The sequence below is a fragment of the Streptomyces sp. NPDC031379 genome, from assembly GCF_055569615.1.
Genome location: NZ_JBVIIT010000014.1, coordinates 36707 through 53724, shown reverse-complemented (window position 1 = coordinate 53724; position 17018 = coordinate 36707). Strand labels below are relative to the sequence as shown.

Genomic DNA, 17018 nt, shown 5'->3' with positions numbered 1-17018 from the left:
CGGTGTACGGGGCTCCGCTTCGGTGTCGTGACGCAGGCGTTCCGGGCGACGAAGCCCCTCACATCCGAGGGGACGACACCCCCGCACGCCCGAGGGTGACGCCACCGTCGGGCAAGACACCCACGAAGGAGGCCCGGTGTCCACGAACCAGGTGGACGCGCCCGCCCCGCACGCCCCGGCACGGGGTGGAGTACGGGGTTTCGCCGACCGCTGGCCCTTCAGACGCAAGCTCAACCTGCTGGTCGGCGTCCCTCTCGCGGTCATCGCCGGCCTGCTGACCTACCTGTTCACCGATCTGGTGCAGCAGTCGAACGGCTCCGCCTCGGCGGCCCGGCTGGTGCGGGACAGCGCGCAGGTGGCCCGGTTGGTGGACCGGGTGGAGGCCGAGCACCAGCAGGCGATCCTGCTCTCCGCACGCTACGAGTCCGGGCATGCCAAACCCTCCGTGTCCGCCTACCGCGCCACGCAGGCGGCGGTCGACTCCCAGGTGGCGACGGTGCGCGAGGCCTTCGGCGACCGGCTGCCGGAGAGCGAGGCGCGGGCCCTGCGCGAGATCGAGGGCCTCACCAGCCTGCGCACCTCGGTGCAGCAGTCGTATCTGCCGGCCGACAACATCGACCCGGCCTACACCAACGCGGCGCAAGGCCTGATCGACGGTCTCGGTCTCGACCGCAACGCCGATCTCGCCGACACCTTCACCGGCAGCCTGCTCGACTCCCTGCTGCGCGCGGACGCCGCGCACGGGGCCTTCGAGACCAACGTGTTCGCGGCCACCACGGGGGACACCAACGCGCTGATCGAGTTCACCAACGCGGTCGGCGCCTACGACCTCTACAGCCACCAGGCCGAGCGGTTCGGCCGGTTCGCCACCGCGGCGCAGGCCGAGCGGCTCGCCGGCATCGAGCACGCCCCGGCGCAGCGGCGGATCGCCGAGTCGTACGCCGAACTCCAGGTGGACGCGGGTCGGTTGCAGGCCGACGGCCAGGACGAGATCCGGCGGGCGGTCCAGAACGCGCTGGCCGACTATCCCGCCTACCCCGAACAGGCCGCCGGCCGACTGAAGATCACCACCTCGCTGATCGACGGGATCGCCGACCGTGCGCACGCCGCCGCCGTCTCCGCGCGGTGGCGGGCGGGTCTGCTGCTCAGCGGCGCGCTGATCGCCTTCCTGCTGTGGATCGCCTTCGCGGTGCTGGTGCGCCGCTCGGTGGTCCGGCCCGTGCAGGCGCTCACCGGGGCCGCGCGCGAGGTCGCCGAGGTGGCCGGGCGCGAGTTGGCCCGGGTGGCCGACGACGACGCCGAGGACGACGGTCCGCCCCGGCTGCGGGACATGCCGGTGACCGCGCGCGACGAGATCGGTGACCTGGCGCAGGCGTTCAACCAGGTGCAGACCACCGCAGCGGCGCTGCTGGAACGCCAGGTGCTCAGCCGGCGCAACACCGCCGAGATGTTCGGCAACGTGGGCCGCCGCGTCAGCAACCTGACGACACGGCAGCTCGCGTTGATCGACGCGGTGGAGCGGGGCGAGACGGATCCGGCGCTGCTGGAGCGCCTGTACTCCATCGACCACATCGCCGTGCGCCTGCGCCGCAACGCCGACAGCCTGATGCTGCTGGCCGGGATCCGCGAGGCCGTGCTGGACGCGGGTCCGACAGCGTTGTCCAACGTCGTCAGGGCCGCGCTAGGGCAGATCGAGGGCTATCAGCGGGTACGGCTGTACGCCGCGTCGGACACCATGGTCGAGCCGGACATCATCGGCGACCTCACGCTGATGATCGCCGAACTCCTGGAGAACGCCGTGTCGTTCTCGCCGGAGGGCAGCCCCGTCGAGGTCACCGTCCGCTCCGTCGCCGAGGGCGCCCACGTCGTGATCACCGACCACGGCCTGGGCATGAGCGCCGAGCGGCTCGCCGAGGAGAACGCCCGGCTGATCCGCCGCGAGCGCCTGGACCTGGTGCCGACGAAGGTGCTGGGCCTGTTCGTGGTGGGCGCGCTGGCGCGCCGCTGGGAGACCGGCGTCGAGCTGACCCGCACACCGGGCGGCGGTGTGACGGCAGAGGTGACCCTGCCGCCCTCCCTGCTGCTGCCCCTGAGCCCGGCGGCCACCGCTCCGGCGCGGTCCGCCGCCACGAACACCGCCCCGAACCGCACCGACATACCGGGCACCGCCACGGACGTGACCGGCGTGCCGGGCTCCGCCGCGGGCCGGACGGGCGCACCGGGTGCCGTCATGAACCCAACAGGCGCACCGGGCACCGCCACCGACAGGACCGGCACACCGGAAACCGCCACAGGCAGGACGGGCACACCGGAAACCGCCACGGACCGAACAGACGCGCCGGGCTCCGCCACCGACAGGACCGGCACACCGGAAACCGCCACGGACCGGACCCGCGTCGCCGACGCCGCCACGGACCGGACGCGCGACACGGCCGCCACGCAGGACCGTCCCGGAACCGACGGCCGCGCCCCGAAGCCGGCCGGAGCCGCCGGGCAAGCCGGCCCGTTGCCCCGCCGGGTCCCCCGCCGCGCACCGGCGACCGGCGCCGAACGGCCCGCCACCGACGGCCACTCCCCCGCACCGGACCCCGAGCAGCGCCCCGCCCCAACGGCCCCTGCCCCGCTCACCGGAACGGCAGCACCCAGCCCCACCGCCCCGGCACCCGCCCCGCACAACGCCGACGGCCACTCCCCCACACCCGACCCCGAACGGGCCCCGGCCACCCCCACCACCACGGCGTCCGCCCCAGGCACCGGAACGGCAGCACCAAGCCCCACCGGTACGTCCCGCCCGTTGCGCCGCCGTGTCCGGGGAGCCACGCTTCGTACCACCGCCGGCTCGGCGCACACCGTGCCGGTCGCCGCCCGTACCCGGGACGCGGAGGCCGAGCGCAGCGCCCTGGAGGAGTTCGAGGCGGCCGTGGCCCGCGCCCAGCGGGACAGCGACACCGGGAGCTTCACGCGTCCGAGTACCCCCGCCCCCGGCACCACCGCCGGAGGCACCGCAACCCCCTCTCCGCACGACCACAAGCACCTTCCGGAAGGAGCCGAGCAGTGAGCACGTCGACAGGTGACACCGCGACGGGCGGCACCACGCCGACCGACCTGCGGGCAGCCGCGGCCGACTTCACCTGGCTGCTGAACCGATTCGCGACCGAGACCGCGGGCGTCGTCGACGCGATCGCCGTGTCCTCCGACGGCCTGCTGATCGCGGTGTCGGAGCTGCGCGAGCACGCGGACTCCGAGCGGCTGGCGGCGATCGTGTCCGGCATCACGAGCCTGGCCGCGGGCGCCTCGGGCAACTACGGCCTGGGCGGCCTGAACAAGGTCATCATCGATCTGGAGGGCGGCCATGTGATCGTCTCCGCGATCGGCAGCGGGGCCGTGCTGGGCGTCGTCACCGACAAGGAGGCCAAGCTCGGCAACATCGCCTACGAGATGACGCTGTTCGCCAACCGCGCCGGCGCCGCGCTCAGTCCCCAGCTCGTGCTGGAGCTGAAGAACAGCGTCGGCACCGCGTCGGCACGCTGAGGAGGAGAGCCCTTCCCATGGCGGACGGCACCCCGCCTCCGGGCGGCCCGGACCCGGTCGGCCCCGCCCCCGCCGTACGGCCGTTCCTGGTCACCGCCGGCCGGGTGGCGGACGCCTCCTCCGGCCGGGCGATGCCGCTGGAGACCCAGGTGGTGGCCACCGCCGCCGGTCTCGACGCGCTCGGCCGGCTCTCCTTCGAGCAGTACGACATCGTCGCCGCGTGCCGGCTGCCGCAGTCCCTCGCGGAACTCGCGGCCCGGCTGCGGCTGCACCTCAACGTGGTCCGCGTCCTCGCCGAAGACCTGTGCGAGGCGGGCCTGTTGGCGGTGTACCTGCCGGACACCGACGCCACCCACGACGCGTCCGTCCTGCGCAGACTCATCGATGGCCTCAGGGCCGTCCCCGATTCCCGAGGGGTACCGATTGACACCGACTGAACCGCTCGTCCGGGGCACGGCCGCTCCCGGTGCCGTCCGGCCGCCGCTGCCGGTGAAGATGGTGATCGCGGGCGGCTTCGGCGTGGGCAAGACCACCGCGGTCGGCGCGATCTCGGAGATCGAGCCGCTGACCACCGAGGCGTCGATCACCGAGGTCGCGGCCGGCGTCGACGACCTCACGCACACCCCGCACAAGACCACGACGACCGTGGCGATGGACTTCGGCTGCCTCACCATCGACCCGACGCTGAAGCTGTATCTGTTCGGCACACCCGGGCAGGAGCGGTTCGGGTTCATGTGGGACGACATCGTGGAGGGTGCGGTCGGCGGTCTCGTCATCGTCGACACCCGCCGGCTGGACGACTGCTACGCGGCCGTCGACTACTTCGAGCACAGGGACATCCCGTTCGCCGTCGCGGTCAACGCCTTCGACGGGAGGGTGGAGCATTCCCTGGAGGAGGTCCGCTGGGCGCTGGACGTCTCCGACGGTGTGCCGGTCGTGGTGTTCGACGCCCGCGAGCGGGGCTCGGTGCGGGACGCGCTGCTCGTCGTGCTCGAACTGGCGCTGGCCCGCACCGAACCGTGACCGTCAGCCGCTCCTGCGCACCCCCGGCGACACCGCGAGCCGGGACGCGGCCCAGAACACCACGAGGGTGGCGAGGGCGAGCCCGGCGACCAGGGTCGCCCCGCCGACGACCTTCTCGTAGTTCTTCTGGTAGAGGCCGTCGATGATGTACCGGCCGAGGCCGCCGAGGCTGACGTAGGCGGCGATGGTGGCGGTGGAGACGATCTGGATGGCCGCCGTGCGCAGGCCGCTCAGGATGAGCGGGAGCGCGACCGGCACCTCCACCTGGAGCAGCACGCGCGCCTCGGGCATCCCCATGCCGCGCGCGGCGTCCACCGGCGACGGGTCGACGGAGCGGACCGCCTCGTAGGTGGTGACCAGGATCGGCGGTACGGCGAGCACGACCAGCGGGATCATCACCGGCGTCAGGCCGAACCCGATCCAGATGAACATCAGCACCAGCAGGCCGAAGCTGGGCAGGGCCCGGCCGGCGGTGGCGATCAGCGCCAGCGCGTTGCCGCCGCGCCCGTAGTGGCCGGTGACCAGGCCGACGGGCAGTCCGATCACGGCGGCGAGGCCGAGCGCCTCCAGCGAGTACTTGAGGTGCTCGGTGAACCGGGTGGGGATGCCGTCGTAGCCGTGCCAGTGGGCGCCGTCGCTGAAGAAGGCGTGCGCGAAGTTCAGGACGTTCACCGGGTGACACCCTTCCGCGGCATCCAGGGGGTGAGGAGGAGGCGGACGAGGACCAGTACGCCGTCGGCGAGGATGCCCAGTACCGCGATCGTCAGGACCGAGTTCACGGCCAGGGCGGGGCGGTGGTAGGTCTGGGCGTCGTAGAGCATGTTGCCGAGGGCGCCCTGGTTGCCGATGAGCATGCCGACGCTGACCAGGGAGATGCTGGACACGGTGGCCACCCTGAGGCCGGCGATGATCGCGGGTACGGCGATGGGCAGCTGGATCTGGAAGTAACGGCGTACGGCTCCGAAGCCCATGGCCTGGGCGGCGGCCAGGGTCTCCGGGGGCACCGATCGGACGCCGTCGACGATCGCCGGGACGAGCACCACCAGGCTGTAGAGCGCGAGCGGGATCATCACGGTGGTCTCGCTCTGCCCGAAGTAGTCGATGAGCACCACGAAGAAGGCCAGCGACGGGATGGCGTAGAGCACGGTCGCGATGCCGAGGACGGGCGGGTAGATCCAGCGGAAGCGGACGCACAGCTGGGCGATGGGCAGGGAGACGATCAGCCCGGCCAGCACCGGCAGCAGGGCTTCGCGCAGATGCAGGCCGACGAGTCCGAGGTAGCTGTGCTGGAGGTCGCTCGGGAGGTCGAAGAAGCCGTTCATCGGGCGGCCTTCACGCCGGAGTCCTCCGCCGCCCTGCCGTGGGCGGCGCGGATCGCCTCGCCGATGACCTGCTGGGAGACGACGCCGACGGCACGCCCCTCGCCGTCCACCGCGACGGCCCATCCGGTCGGCGAGAGCACGGCCCCGTCGAGCGCGGTGCGCAGCGAGTCGGTGCCGGGCACGAACGGCCGCCCGTGGTCGAGGAGTTGCTCCGGATCGATCGCGCCGGCGGTGAGCCGGTCCGGCTCGCTCCAGCCGAGCGGCCTGCCGTCGAGGTCGGTGACGAGGAGGTACGGGGCGGTGGACCGGGAGGCGAGCTTCTCGGCGTCCGCGTCGATCCCCACGACGGGCGCGGTCTGCAACTCGAGTCCCTCGGCGGAGAAGAAGGACAGCCGGCGGATGCCCCGGTCGGCGCCGAGGAAGTCCTCCACGAAGGAGTCGACGGGCGCGCTCAGCAGTTCGGCGGGCGGGGCGAACTGGGCGAGCCGGCCGCCGGTGCGCAGCACGGCGACCATCGTGCCGAGCTTGATCGCCTCGTCGATGTCGTGGGTGACGAAGACGATGGTCTTGCCCAGCTCGTCCTGGATGCGCAGGAGTTCGTCCTGCAGTCCCTTGCGGACCACGGGGTCGACGGCGGAGAACGGCTCGTCCATCAACAGCACCGGAGGGTCGGCGGCGAGCGCCCGCGCCACGCCGACGCGCTGCTGCTGGCCGCCGGAGAGCTGGTACGGGTACCGCTTGGCCAGCGAGGTGTCGAGCCCGACCCGCTCCATCAGTTCCGCGGCCCGGGCCCGCGCCTTCTGCTTGCTCCAGCCGAGCAGACGGGGGACGGTGGCGACGTTGTCGAGGATGGTGCGGTGCTGGAAGAGCCCGGCGTTCTGGATGACGTAACCCATGGAGCGGCGCAGGGTGTTGACCGGCTGCTGCCGGATGTCCCGGCCGTCGAGAAGGATGCTGCCCTCGCTGGGCTCCACCATCCGGTTGATCATCCGCAGGGTCGTCGTCTTGCCACACCCCGAGGGCCCGACGAGGACGGTGATCGCGCGGTCCGGTATCTCCAACGACAGCCGGTCGACCGCGACCGTGCCGTCCGGATACCGCTTCGTGACTGAATCTATCCGTATCAAAACGCCGAATGCCCTTCGGGTTTGGCGGAGTTCCGCCCACTATCGGCCGCGGTCGTCGATGCGCGAGCCGTTGCGGTGAGAGTCTAGACCGCGAGTGTTTCAGCACTTTGGCAGGAGACGGGAGGCCGGGCCTCGCCCGGGACGGGGCTGTTGTCTCAGAACGCCGGTGGCGCGTCCTCCTTGCGCGGGTGCGGCCGTGCCGCGAGGACCGCCACGTCGTCCTCCGCGTGCCGGGCGTCCAGCCGGGTCACGATGGTCTCCAGGACCTCCTCGACATCCTCGACACCGTCGCCGCCCGTGAAGCGGAGAGCGGCCAGGCGGTCGAGGGAGTGGTCGATGTCCTCACCGCGGTGTTCCACGAGGCCGTCGGTGAACAGCACGAGCGTCTGGCCGGGCTCCAGCGCGTGGGTGGCCGACTCGTACCCGCCGAGTCCGGTGCCCAGCGGCGGCCCGACGGGGACGGGCAGCAGCGTGGCCGCGCCGTCCCGGGTGATGAGCACGGGTGGCAGATGGCCGGCGCTGGCCAGTGTCATCTGGCCCCGGCCGGGGTCGACGCGGGCGAGCAGACAGGTGGCGGGCCTGCGCTCCGCCTCCCCCGCGGCGATGTCGTCCATCTGCCGCAGTACGCGGTGCGGGGGCAGGTCGGCGGAGGCGATGTAGCGCAGGGAGGAGCGGTAGGCGTTCATGTCGACGGCCGCTTCCAGGCCGTGGCCCATCACGTCCCCGACGACCAGCAGGGTCCGCCCGAAGTGCAGCCGGACGGTCTCGCACCAGTCGCCGCCGACCAGGGCGCTCCCGCCGACGGGAAGGTAGCGCAGGGCGACGTCCAGGTTGGGGTGCGGCCGGCCCGGGGCGGCGAGCAGGGCGCGCTGCAGATCGCCGGCGGTGCGGCTGACGCGTTCGTGGACGCGGGCGTGCCGGATGTGGGAGGCGCCGCGCTCGGCGAGCAGGGCGAGCAGCTCGGCCTCGGGGCGGCGTGGCGGCTCTTCGCCCCGCGCCCACACGAGGACGCCGTACACCTCCTGCTCGCTGGACAGCGGCAGGCACAGGGCGCCCCCCGCCCGGCTGCCGGCCAGGGGTGCGGGCCAGGACCCGGCGCGCGCGCCGACCGCCGGTACGGACGCCTCACGGGCCACGGCGGCGGCCCACCCGGCGTCGGGCAGCAGCTCGGGGTCCCCGGTGATCGCCTCGTACCCGGAGACGCTGCGCCCGGCCCGGCGGACGACGGCGGCGGTTCCGCCGGCCAGCCGTACGGCGGCCCGGGTCAGCTCGGCGCAGGTCGTGGCCTCGTCGAGGGTGGTGCCGATCGCGGCCAGGGCCGCCCCCAGCGCGCTCAGCCGCGCCGCGGGCTCCTCCGCCCGCCCGGTACCGCCGTCCGCCCGGCGGCCGCCGTCGAGGGGCACGGGCCTGCGGCGGGACCGGATCCAGCGCGCCACACCCCACACCCTCACAGAATCTCAAACGGGAGGAAGTGGGGCATCAGCCACATCTGCCCCACCAGTCCCGGGTGCTCACCCGGGACCGGTCAGTCCTCGGCAGGGGCCAGCCGCAGCGAGATCGAGTTGATGCAGTAGCGCTGGTCGGTCGGGGTCGGATACCCCTCCCCCTCGAACACGTGCCCGAGGTGGGAGCCACAGCGGGCGCACCGCACCTCGGTCCGGACCATGCCGTGGGAACGGTCCGCGATCAACTCCACCGCGTCGGTGTCCTTCGGGTCGTAGAAGGACGGCCAGCCGCAGTGCGACTCGAACTTGGTGTCGGAGGTGAACAGGTCGGCACCGCAGGCACGACAGGAGTAGACGCCCGTGGTCTTGGTGTCCGTGTACTCACCGGTGAAGGCCGGCTCGGTACCGGCCTGGCGCAGCACGGCGTACTCCGCCGGCGTCAGCTCCGCGCGCCACTGCTCGTCCGGCTTCTCGACGTCGTACGACATGAGCCTCAGCCCCTTTACTGCTGCGACAGGCGGTCCAGGATCTGCGGGCCCAGGTCGGTCACGTCGCCCGCGCCCATGGTGAGAACGAGATCACCGGGCTTCGCCATTCCCGCGATCACCCCGGGAATCTCCGCCTTGTCGTGCACGGCGGTCACGTCGGCGCCCGCCGCGCGGGCGGCCTCGATGATCAGCTCGCTGGTCACCCCGGGGATCGGGTCCTCGCGGGCCGGGTAGATGTCGAGCACGACCGAGGCGTCCGCGAGCGCCAGCGCCTGGCCCATCTCCTTGCCCAGCTCCTGGGTGCGGGAGAACAGGTGCGGCTGGAAGACGACGAGGATGCGGGAGTCGCCGACGGCGGCACGCATGGCCTCCAGGTCGGCGGTCATCTCGGTCGGGTGGTGGGCGTAGGAGTCGATCACCTGGACGCCCGCCGCCTCGCCCTTCAGCTGCAGCCGGCGCTTGACGCCGGTGTACGCGGCCAGCGCCGGGGCCAGGCGGTCGGCCGGGATGCCGAGGGCGGCACCGGCGGCGAGCGCGGCGACGGCGTTCAGGGCGTAGTGGCGGCCGGGGACGGAGACCGTGAAGGTGAGTTCCCGCCCGTCCAGCAGAACCGTCACCTCGCTCTTGAGGCCCTGCGCCACCACCGAGAGCACCCGTACGTCGGCGTCCTGCGCCTCCCCGTAGGTCACCACCCGCACCTCGCGGCCCGTAACGCGCCGGGTGAGTTCGCGCGCGCCCTCCTGGTCCGCGGAGACGACCAGCGTGCCGCCCTCGGTGACGCGGTCGACGAACGTCTCGAAGGACTCGTAGATCTCGTCCATCGAGGCGTAGTTGGCGTGGTGGTCCAGCTCGACGTTGAGGACGATGGCGACGTCGGGCGCGTACTTGTGGAAGCTGCGGTCCGACTCGTCGGCCTCGGCGACGAAGATGTCGCCCTCGCCGTGCAGTGCGTTGGAGCCGGGCGCGTCCAGGTCGCCGCCGATCGCGTACGACGGCTTCAGGCCCAGCTCGCCGAGCGAGACCGCCAGCATCGAGGTGGTGGTGGTCTTGCCGTGCGTACCGGCCACGGCGATCGGGCGCAGCCCCTCCATCAGCGCGGCGAGCGCGTCGGAGCGGTGCACCACCGGAATGCCCAGCTCGGCGGCGCGGGCCAGCTCCGGGTTGTCCTCGCGGATCGCCGACGACACCACGACACAGCTCGCGTCGTCCGCGAGGTGCTCGGCGGCATGCCCGATGTGCACGGTGGCGCCGAGCGCCCGCAGCGCCTGAGCGGTCGCCGACTCCTTGGCATCACTGCCGGCCACGGCGGCCCCCCGCTGCGCGAGGATCTTGGCGATGCCCGACATCCCGGCGCCGCCGATGCCGATGAAGTGCGGTCGGTCCATGGCGGTAGGAAGGCCGGGTGCCATGCGTTTCTCCCAGGGACGGTACGAGCCAGAGCAGGCCTTAGCCTATGCGCTCGCACGCCGTCGCCTCGCAAGGGGCGCGGGGGCCACCGAGTCGGCAGCGCGGGGAACCGCGCGAGAAACCACGACGGCCCCGCTCCGGCACCGGCGCACGCACCGCACACCCCGCAGCCGTCACGCCTTGCTGTGCGAGAACAGCTTCAGCACCGGCACACCGACCTTGTGCCTGGCCCTCGAGGCCCAGTCGCGGTGGAAGAACTCCTCCACATAGTGCGGATCGGTCAGCACGATCACCTCGTCGGCGTCCACCTCGGCGACCAGCGCCTTCAGCGCGTCCAAGGGGTGATCCTCGACCAGCCGCCCCTCCGCCCGGCTCCCCGAGGAGCGCAACGCCTGCAACGAGACGTCGAGGGCCTGCTGCCCCACACTCCTGGCCTCCTCACCCTCGGGGACCCCTCCTTCACGGACGGCGTCGTCGAGTTCGCCGAGCGCGATGTCGTCGATGGCCCGCAGCAGCCGGTCCGCCTGGTCGCCGCGCGGCTGGAGCAGTACGTGGAAGGAGACCGGCTCGTCCCCGTGCAAGGTGGTGACGAACTCCACGTCGGCGGACGTCAAGGCCTTCTCGATCATCAGCACGCTTGTGAACACCAGGCGCCTCTTCTCCTCCGTGGGCCCGGACAAGGCCCCTGCGGAAACCATCCTTCCCCGTGATCGCACGGGTACTGCGGACTAAGTTTGCCCGCCGGAAGCTAAACGGAACGGTAGATTCCGCCCATGTCAGGACCGACGGTAACGACCGAACAGAAATCCGTCCTCCTCGAGGAGGGACACGAGGTCGAACCGGCGCGGAACGGCGACCGACGGACCCCCGGCGATGCGCTGCGCGTCCCCCGCGGTGAGCATCGGCGAGACCGTCAGGCACAGCTCGTCCAGCACCTCCGCGGCGATCAGCTGGCCGAGCAGCCGGGGCCCGCCCTCGGTGAGCAGCCGGGTGTGGCCGAGGTCGGCGAGGGCGCGTACCGCGCGCGGGGGCTCGACGCCCATCCCCTCACCGGCGATCACCACGCGGGCACCGGCCCGCTCGGCGGCGGCGACCCGGTCGGGGGCCGCGGCGGCACCGGTGAGGACGAGGGTGGGGACCAGGGGCGAGGTGAACAGGGGCAGGGAGAAGTCCAGCTCCAGGCTCGCGGTGACGACGGCGATCGCGGGGGCCGGGCCCTGCCCCGCGGCCTTCCGGGCGCCGGCGAACTCGGCTCGCGCCTTCGCGGGGCGGTACCCCTCCTGCCGGACCGTTTCCGCACCCACCACGACGACGTCCGCGAGCGCTCGCAGGGTGCCGAAGACACGCATGTCGGCGGCGCTGGAGATGGGCTGGGAGCGCCCCTCGTGCTGGGCGGCGCCGTCGAGGGAGGACACCATGTTGGCCCGCAGCCAGGGCCGCGGGGGGCCCGGCACGGGCTCCGGGTAGGCATAGGCGGCGGCCAGCTCGGCGAGACTCCACTCATGGTCCTGGCCGGTCCCGGTGCCCGGGCCGGCCCCGCTCACCGCCTCGCCCTCCGCACCCCCGCCGGGGGCCTCCCCGCCCCCTCGGGAGGCCTGGGCTGCTGTTTCGTCGGTCACAGGGAACAGGCGTCGCATGTCGTGCAGTGTGACACGGCGCTTAGCATGGGTAATCGTGTCGTCCTCCCTCTCCGCCCCCGGATCCAGCCCTCTGACCGACGCGGGCCCCCTCTCCCTGTGCGCCCGCGAGCCGCACGTCCCCGCCGACCGGCTGGTCGCGGAGATGGTGCCGCCGCCGCGCTTCGACTCGGTCCGCTTCTCCACCTACATCCCGGACCCGAACCAGCCCAGCCAGACCGAGGCCGTGCGGGTGCTGGAAGGCTTCGCGGCCGGGCTCGGCGGGGCACACGCCTCCGGCGCGGGCAGGCGCGGCTTCTTCGGGTTCGGCAGGGGCAAGGCGCCGAAGACCCCGGCCGGCCCCCGCGGGGTCTACCTGGACGGCGGTTACGGCGTCGGCAAGACCCACCTGCTCGCCTCCCTGTGGCACGCGACCCCGGCCGAGCCCGCGCTCAAGGCGTTCGGCACCTTCGTGGAGCTGACCAACCTGGTCGGCGCGCTCGGCTTCCAGCAGACGGTGCAGACGCTCAGCGGTCACCGCCTGCTGTGCATCGACGAGTTCGAGCTGGACGACCCCGGCGACACGGTCCTGGTGTCGACGCTGCTGGGCAAGCTGGTCGACGCGGGCGTGGCGCTCGCCGCCACCTCCAACACCCTGCCCGGCAAGCTGGGCGAGGGCCGGTTCGCGGCCGCCGACTTCCTGCGCGAGATCCAGGGACTGTCGGCCCACTTCCGCGCCCTGCGCATCGACGGCGAGGACTACCGCCACCGGGGTCTGCCCGAGGCGCCGGCCCCGTTCACCGACGAGGAGGTGGCCAAGGCGGCGTACGCCACCGAGGGCGCCTCGCTGGACGACTTCCCGCACCTGCTCGAGCACCTGGCCAAGGTGCACCCGAGCCGGTACGGCGCGCTGACCGACGGACTGAAGGCGGTGTGCCTCACCGGCGTGGAGCCGGTGCCGGACCAGTCGACGGCGCTCCGGCTGGTGGTGCTCGCGGACCGGCTCTACGACCGCGAGGTCCCGGTGCTGGCCTCGGGCCTGCCCTTCGACAAGCTGTTCAGCGAGGAGATGCTGAACGGCGGCTACCGCAAGAAGTACTTCCGCGCGATATCCCGGCTCACCGCCCTGGCCCGCGACGCGAAGGGGCTCGTCGGCTCCTGACGGCCGGTCACCAGCCGACCGGGCCTCGGCGGGTCAAGGACTATTTCACGCCACGCCACCCGCACTTTTCACGCTCTCTTGCGCACTTAACGCGTAGTTAACCCTGCAAAGGACTTTGCAGGGTTAACGTGTTTCTTGACCATTCATTGACCAGCGCTTGGTACGGACAAGAAACATGAACATCGCGGAGGGGGGCTCATGTTCCGAGGAAAGACAACCCGAGCCCTGCTCGTCCCCCTCGGCGTGACCCTGCTCACGCTCCTGCTGTTCACCCCCACGGGACGCTTCGCATCCGCGCATACTCTCGGTCAGGCAGTGGCCAAGACCGAGACCGGAATTGCCCCCTCCGTGCAACCGTCGCGCGAGGAGGCGGACACCGTCCGCGCCCCCGGCCGTCCGGGTGAACCCCAGGGCGCCCCGCACCTGCGCGACCGACACCGCGGCCCCGCCTCTGGTTGGAGCCAGGCACACCCGCTGATATCCGGCCGGGCGGCCGGAGCGGGCCCGTCGGAGCCCTCCGACGCCTCCCGCCCGCACGCCCCCAGAGCCTCAAGTGCCCATACCCCGGCAGTGCTTCAGGTCTTCCGCTGCTGACAGCGGGGCCGTCTCTCTCCCCCCCCCACACATGTCGTTCAAGTCCGACGCGCCAGGCAGGCGCGCCAGGAGGAACTCACGCATATGCAGCCCCTCATCGACAACGCCCGTACCTTCGGACAGCGCCCTGAGGAGTTCGCCAAGCTCGCCGAAGGCCAGTCCCCCCAGGTTCTCTTCATCACCTGCTCCGACTCCCGGGTCGTCCCGGCGCTGATCACCGGCGCCCGTCCGGGCGAGCTGTTCGAGCTGCGCACCGCGGGCAACATCGTCCCGCCCTACGCCTCGCAGCACCCCACCAGCGAGGCCGCCACCATCGAGTACGCCGTGGAGGTGCTCGGCGTCCGCGACATCGTCGTCTGCGGTCACTCGCACTGCGGAGCCGTCGGCGCACTGGTGCGCGGCGACGACCTGACCGCCGTGCCCGCCGTACGCGACTGGCTGGCGCACGCCACCCCACGCCCGGCCGGCGAGGCCGAGGACCCGGAGGTCGCCGAGGGCGTCCAGAGCCACGTCCTGACCCAGCTGCTGCGGCTGCGCGCATACCCGTGCGTCGAGCGAAAGCTGGCGCAGGGTCAGCTGGGCCTGCACGCCTGGTACTACGAGGTGCACACCGGCGCCGTACGGACGCACCGCCCGCAGACCGACACCTTCGAGTCCCTGTGAGCGCGCCGATGACCAGCAACCGCACCCCCATATCCCGCTTCCCCCACCTCCGGCAGGACTTCGCCGCCTCCCTCGTCGTCTTCCTGGTCGCGCTCCCGTTGTGCGTGGGCGTGGCCGTCGCCTCCGGGGTCCCGGCCGAACTCGGCCTGGTCACCGGCATCGTGGGCGGCCTCGTCACCGGGCTGATGCGCGGCAGCAGCCTGCAGGTGTCCGGGCCCGCGGCCGGCATGACCGTGCTCGTCTTCGAGGCGGTCAAGGAGTTCGGCCTGCCGGCACTCGGCGCGATCGTGCTGGCCACCGGCCTGCTCCAGGTGACCATGGGCGCCCTGAAACTGGGCCGCTACTTCCGCGCCATCTCGGTCTCCGTCGTCGAGGGCATGCTGGCCGGAATCGGTCTGGTCCTCATCGCCGGCCAGCTCTATCCGGCCCTGGCGGCGAAGGCCCCCGACTCCGGCCTCCGCAAGATCGCCGAGCTGCCCGGTACCTTCCTGGACGCCCTCGGCACCGGCAGGGCGCTGGCCTCGCTCGCGATCTGCGCGGGCACGATCGCGGTGCTGCTCCTGTGGAAGCACGCCCCGGCGAAGCTGCGCACGGTGCCCGGCCCGCTGGCCGCGGTCGGTCTCGCCACCCTGGCCGCGTTCGCGCTGGACCTGCCGGTGGCCACCGTCGAGGTGCAGGGCCTGCTGGACTCGATCCAGCCGCCGCCGCTGGGCGCCTTCGGCGAACTGGCCGGCTTCGGCGCCCTGGGCACGGTCGTCGCCTTCACGCTCATCGCGTCCGCCGAGTCGCTGTTCAGCGCCGCGGCCGTGGACCGGCTGCACTCCGGGCCGCGCACCGAGTACGACCGGGAACTGCTCGCCCAGGGCGCCGGCAACACGGTGTGCGGGCTGCTGGGCGCGCTGCCGATGACCGCGGTGATCGTGCGCAGCGCGGCCAATGTCCAGGCGGGCGCCCGGACGAAGGCCTCCCGTGTGCTGCACGGCGTGTGGCTGCTGCTGTTCGCCGCGCTGCTGCCCGAGGTGCTCGCCTACATCCCGATCCCGGCGCTCGCCGGCATCCTGGTCCACTCGGGCGCCAAGCTGGTGCCGGTCCGGGCGCTGGCCGTGCTGTGGCGGGAGAACCGGGGCGAGGCGCTGGTCCTGTCCGTCACCGCCGTCTCCATCGTGGCGGTCAGCATGTTCGAGGGCGTGCTGATCGGTCTGGCGCTGGCGGTGGTCAAGACGGCATGGGAGGCCTCGCACGTGCGGCTCGAGGTCGTCGACAAGGGAGCGGGCCCGGTCGAGGCGTTCCTTTCGGGCAACGCGACCTTCCTGCGGCTGCCGAAGATCCTGGACAGCCTGGAGTCCCTCCCGCAGGACCGCCCGGTCCGTCTCGACCTCTCCGGTCTCCACCATCTCGACCACGCCTGCCGCACGGCCCTGGAGAACTGGGCCGAACGCCACAGCGCGGCGGGCACCGAGCCGGTGCAGCTCACCGTCCCGGCCGCGCGGAGAAGCGAGGCGGCGAAGGCGACGGCCGCATGACCCACGGCCCGGCGTCCCTCCGGACCGACCGAGAGCGGACGCCGGGCCCGTACCGCCACCTGTCAGCCGACCGGGTCGGCCCATGGCTTCCACCCCGAGCCGGGCATATCGTTACAGCAGCGGACAGAACCGGCCTCTGGGTGAGGAGGTCACCATGCTCCAGGATCTGCTGGGCGCCCTCGCCGCGGCGGGCTGCGTCGGCATCGTCTACCTGTCGATGGCGGCCCGGGTGGTCAAACAGTACGAACGAGGCGTCCTGTTCCGGCTCGGCCGGCTCGCGGGTGACGTACGGTCCCCGGGCCTCACGCTGGTGATCCCGTTCGTGGACCACCTGCACAAGGTCAACATGCAGATCGTCACGCTGCCGATCCCCGCCCAGGAGGGCATCACCCGCGACAACGTGACCGTCCGCGTGGACGCGGTGGTCTACTTCCGGGTGATCGACGCGGCGAGCGCCCTGGTGAAGGTCGAGGACTACAAGTTCGCGGTCTCGCAGATGGCGCAGACCTCCCTGCGCTCGATCATCGGCAAGAGCGACCTGGACGATCTGCTCTCCAACCGGGAGAAGCTCAACCAGGGCCTGGAGCTGATGATCGACAGCCCGGCCGTCGGCTGGGGCATCCAGGTCGACCGGGTGGAGATCAAGGACGTGTCCCTGCCGGACACGATGAAGCGGTCGATGGCCCGCCAGGCCGAGGCGGACCGGGAGCGCCGGGCCCGCATCATCAACGCCGACGCCGAGCTGCAGGCCTCCAAGAAGCTCGCCGAGGCCGCCCAGCAGATGTCCGGCACCCCGGCGGCGCTTCAACTGCGGCTGCTGCAGACGGTGATGGCGGTGTCGGCCGAGAAGAACTCCACGCTGGTCCTGCCCATCCCGGTGGAACTGCTGCACTTCCTGGAAAGGGGCAACCAGCCGCCCGTGGCGAACGAGGACGGCAAGCAGCGCGAAACCGCCGCACTCACGGAAACGCGTGCCGAGCAGCCCACGCCCAACGGTGACGGAGGAGCGCGCTCCGGCTAGGGCATGGGGGGGCCCCCCCCCGGGGGGGGGGGGGGGGGGGGGGGGGGGGAGGAGGGGGGGGGGGGGGGGAGGGGGGGAGGAGGGGGGGGGGGGCTA

16 protein-coding genes are annotated in these 17018 nt (G+C 72.4%); 8 read left to right on the top strand and 8 right to left on the bottom strand.

The features are described from left to right. The first annotated feature begins 136 nt into the window (after window positions 1-136). From ACZ5CW_RS21125 to ACZ5CW_RS21110, 4 genes are read left to right on the top strand one after another with little or no spacing between them, the layout of a single operon-like run. The gene (locus ACZ5CW_RS21125; RefSeq protein ID WP_468603504.1) at window positions 137-3058 is read left to right on the top strand and encodes an ATP-binding protein; all 2922 of its coding nucleotides are present in this window, start codon (window positions 137-139) and stop codon (window positions 3056-3058) included. After that, window positions 3055-3531 (top strand): roadblock/LC7 domain-containing protein, encoded by a 477-nt coding sequence (locus tag ACZ5CW_RS21120; RefSeq protein WP_468603502.1) that lies wholly within the window; start codon window positions 3055-3057, stop codon window positions 3529-3531. The genes ACZ5CW_RS21125 and ACZ5CW_RS21120 overlap by 4 nt, the downstream gene beginning before the upstream one ends. A gap of 17 nt (window positions 3532-3548) precedes the next feature. Further along, window positions 3549-3968, top strand: a complete 420-nt coding sequence (locus ACZ5CW_RS21115; protein ID WP_468603500.1) for a DUF742 domain-containing protein — start codon at window positions 3549-3551, stop codon at window positions 3966-3968. Further along, on the top strand, window positions 3955-4554 hold the full coding sequence (locus ACZ5CW_RS21110; RefSeq protein WP_468603498.1) for a GTP-binding protein: 600 nt from the start codon (window positions 3955-3957) through the stop codon (window positions 4552-4554). The genes ACZ5CW_RS21115 and ACZ5CW_RS21110 overlap by 14 nt, the downstream gene beginning before the upstream one ends. A gap of 3 nt (window positions 4555-4557) precedes the next feature. On the opposite strand, the gene ACZ5CW_RS21105 is transcribed toward ACZ5CW_RS21110, so the two are convergent. From ACZ5CW_RS21105 to ACZ5CW_RS21070, 8 genes are all read right to left on the bottom strand, one after another. Further along, window positions 4558-5226, bottom strand: coding sequence for an ABC transporter permease (locus ACZ5CW_RS21105; protein WP_468603496.1), 669 nt, complete (start codon window positions 5224-5226; stop codon window positions 4558-4560). Next, entirely contained in the window at window positions 5223-5876 is a 654-nt protein-coding gene (locus tag ACZ5CW_RS21100) for an ABC transporter permease (RefSeq protein WP_468603494.1), read from the bottom strand. Before ACZ5CW_RS21100 ends, ACZ5CW_RS21105 begins: the two co-directional genes overlap by 4 nt. Then, window positions 5873-7003 (bottom strand): ABC transporter ATP-binding protein, encoded by a 1131-nt coding sequence (locus tag ACZ5CW_RS21095; RefSeq protein WP_468603492.1) that lies wholly within the window; start codon window positions 7001-7003, stop codon window positions 5873-5875. Before ACZ5CW_RS21095 ends, ACZ5CW_RS21100 begins: the two co-directional genes overlap by 4 nt. Window positions 7004-7158: 155 nt before the next feature. Continuing rightward, window positions 7159-8448 (bottom strand): PP2C family protein-serine/threonine phosphatase, encoded by a 1290-nt coding sequence (locus ACZ5CW_RS21090; protein WP_468603490.1) that lies wholly within the window; start codon window positions 8446-8448, stop codon window positions 7159-7161. Window positions 8449-8528: 80 nt separating this feature from the next. Continuing rightward, window positions 8529-8936, bottom strand: coding sequence for a peptide-methionine (R)-S-oxide reductase MsrB (gene msrB, locus ACZ5CW_RS21085; RefSeq protein WP_468603488.1), 408 nt, complete (start codon window positions 8934-8936; stop codon window positions 8529-8531). 14 nt (window positions 8937-8950) lie between these two features. Further along, on the bottom strand, window positions 8951-10345 hold the full coding sequence (murC, locus tag ACZ5CW_RS21080) for a UDP-N-acetylmuramate--L-alanine ligase (protein ID WP_468603486.1): 1395 nt from the start codon (window positions 10343-10345) through the stop codon (window positions 8951-8953). 171 nt (window positions 10346-10516) lie between these two features. Then, window positions 10517-10990, bottom strand: coding sequence for an indole-3-glycerol phosphate synthase (locus ACZ5CW_RS21075; protein WP_468603484.1), 474 nt, complete (start codon window positions 10988-10990; stop codon window positions 10517-10519). Between the two features lie 129 nt (window positions 10991-11119). Continuing rightward, window positions 11120-11980, bottom strand: coding sequence for a pyrimidine reductase family protein (locus ACZ5CW_RS21070; protein WP_468603482.1), 861 nt, complete (start codon window positions 11978-11980; stop codon window positions 11120-11122). A gap of 37 nt (window positions 11981-12017) precedes the next feature. On the opposite strand from ACZ5CW_RS21070, the gene zapE reads away from it, so the two are divergent. The 4 genes from zapE (at window position 12018) to ACZ5CW_RS21050 (ending at window position 16922) form a co-directional block, all read left to right on the top strand. Further along, window positions 12018-13121, top strand: coding sequence for a cell division protein ZapE (gene zapE, locus ACZ5CW_RS21065; protein ID WP_468603480.1), 1104 nt, complete (start codon window positions 12018-12020; stop codon window positions 13119-13121). Between the two features lie 678 nt (window positions 13122-13799). Beyond that, window positions 13800-14378, top strand: a complete 579-nt coding sequence (locus ACZ5CW_RS21060) for a carbonic anhydrase (RefSeq protein WP_468603478.1) — start codon at window positions 13800-13802, stop codon at window positions 14376-14378. A gap of 8 nt (window positions 14379-14386) precedes the next feature. After that, window positions 14387-15901, top strand: coding sequence for a SulP family inorganic anion transporter (locus ACZ5CW_RS21055; RefSeq protein ID WP_468603476.1), 1515 nt, complete (start codon window positions 14387-14389; stop codon window positions 15899-15901). Between the two features lie 154 nt (window positions 15902-16055). After that, a complete protein-coding gene (locus ACZ5CW_RS21050) occupies window positions 16056-16922 on the top strand; it encodes a slipin family protein (RefSeq protein ID WP_468603474.1) in 867 nt (288 codons plus the stop codon). The last annotated feature ends 96 nt before the right edge of the window (window positions 16923-17018 follow it).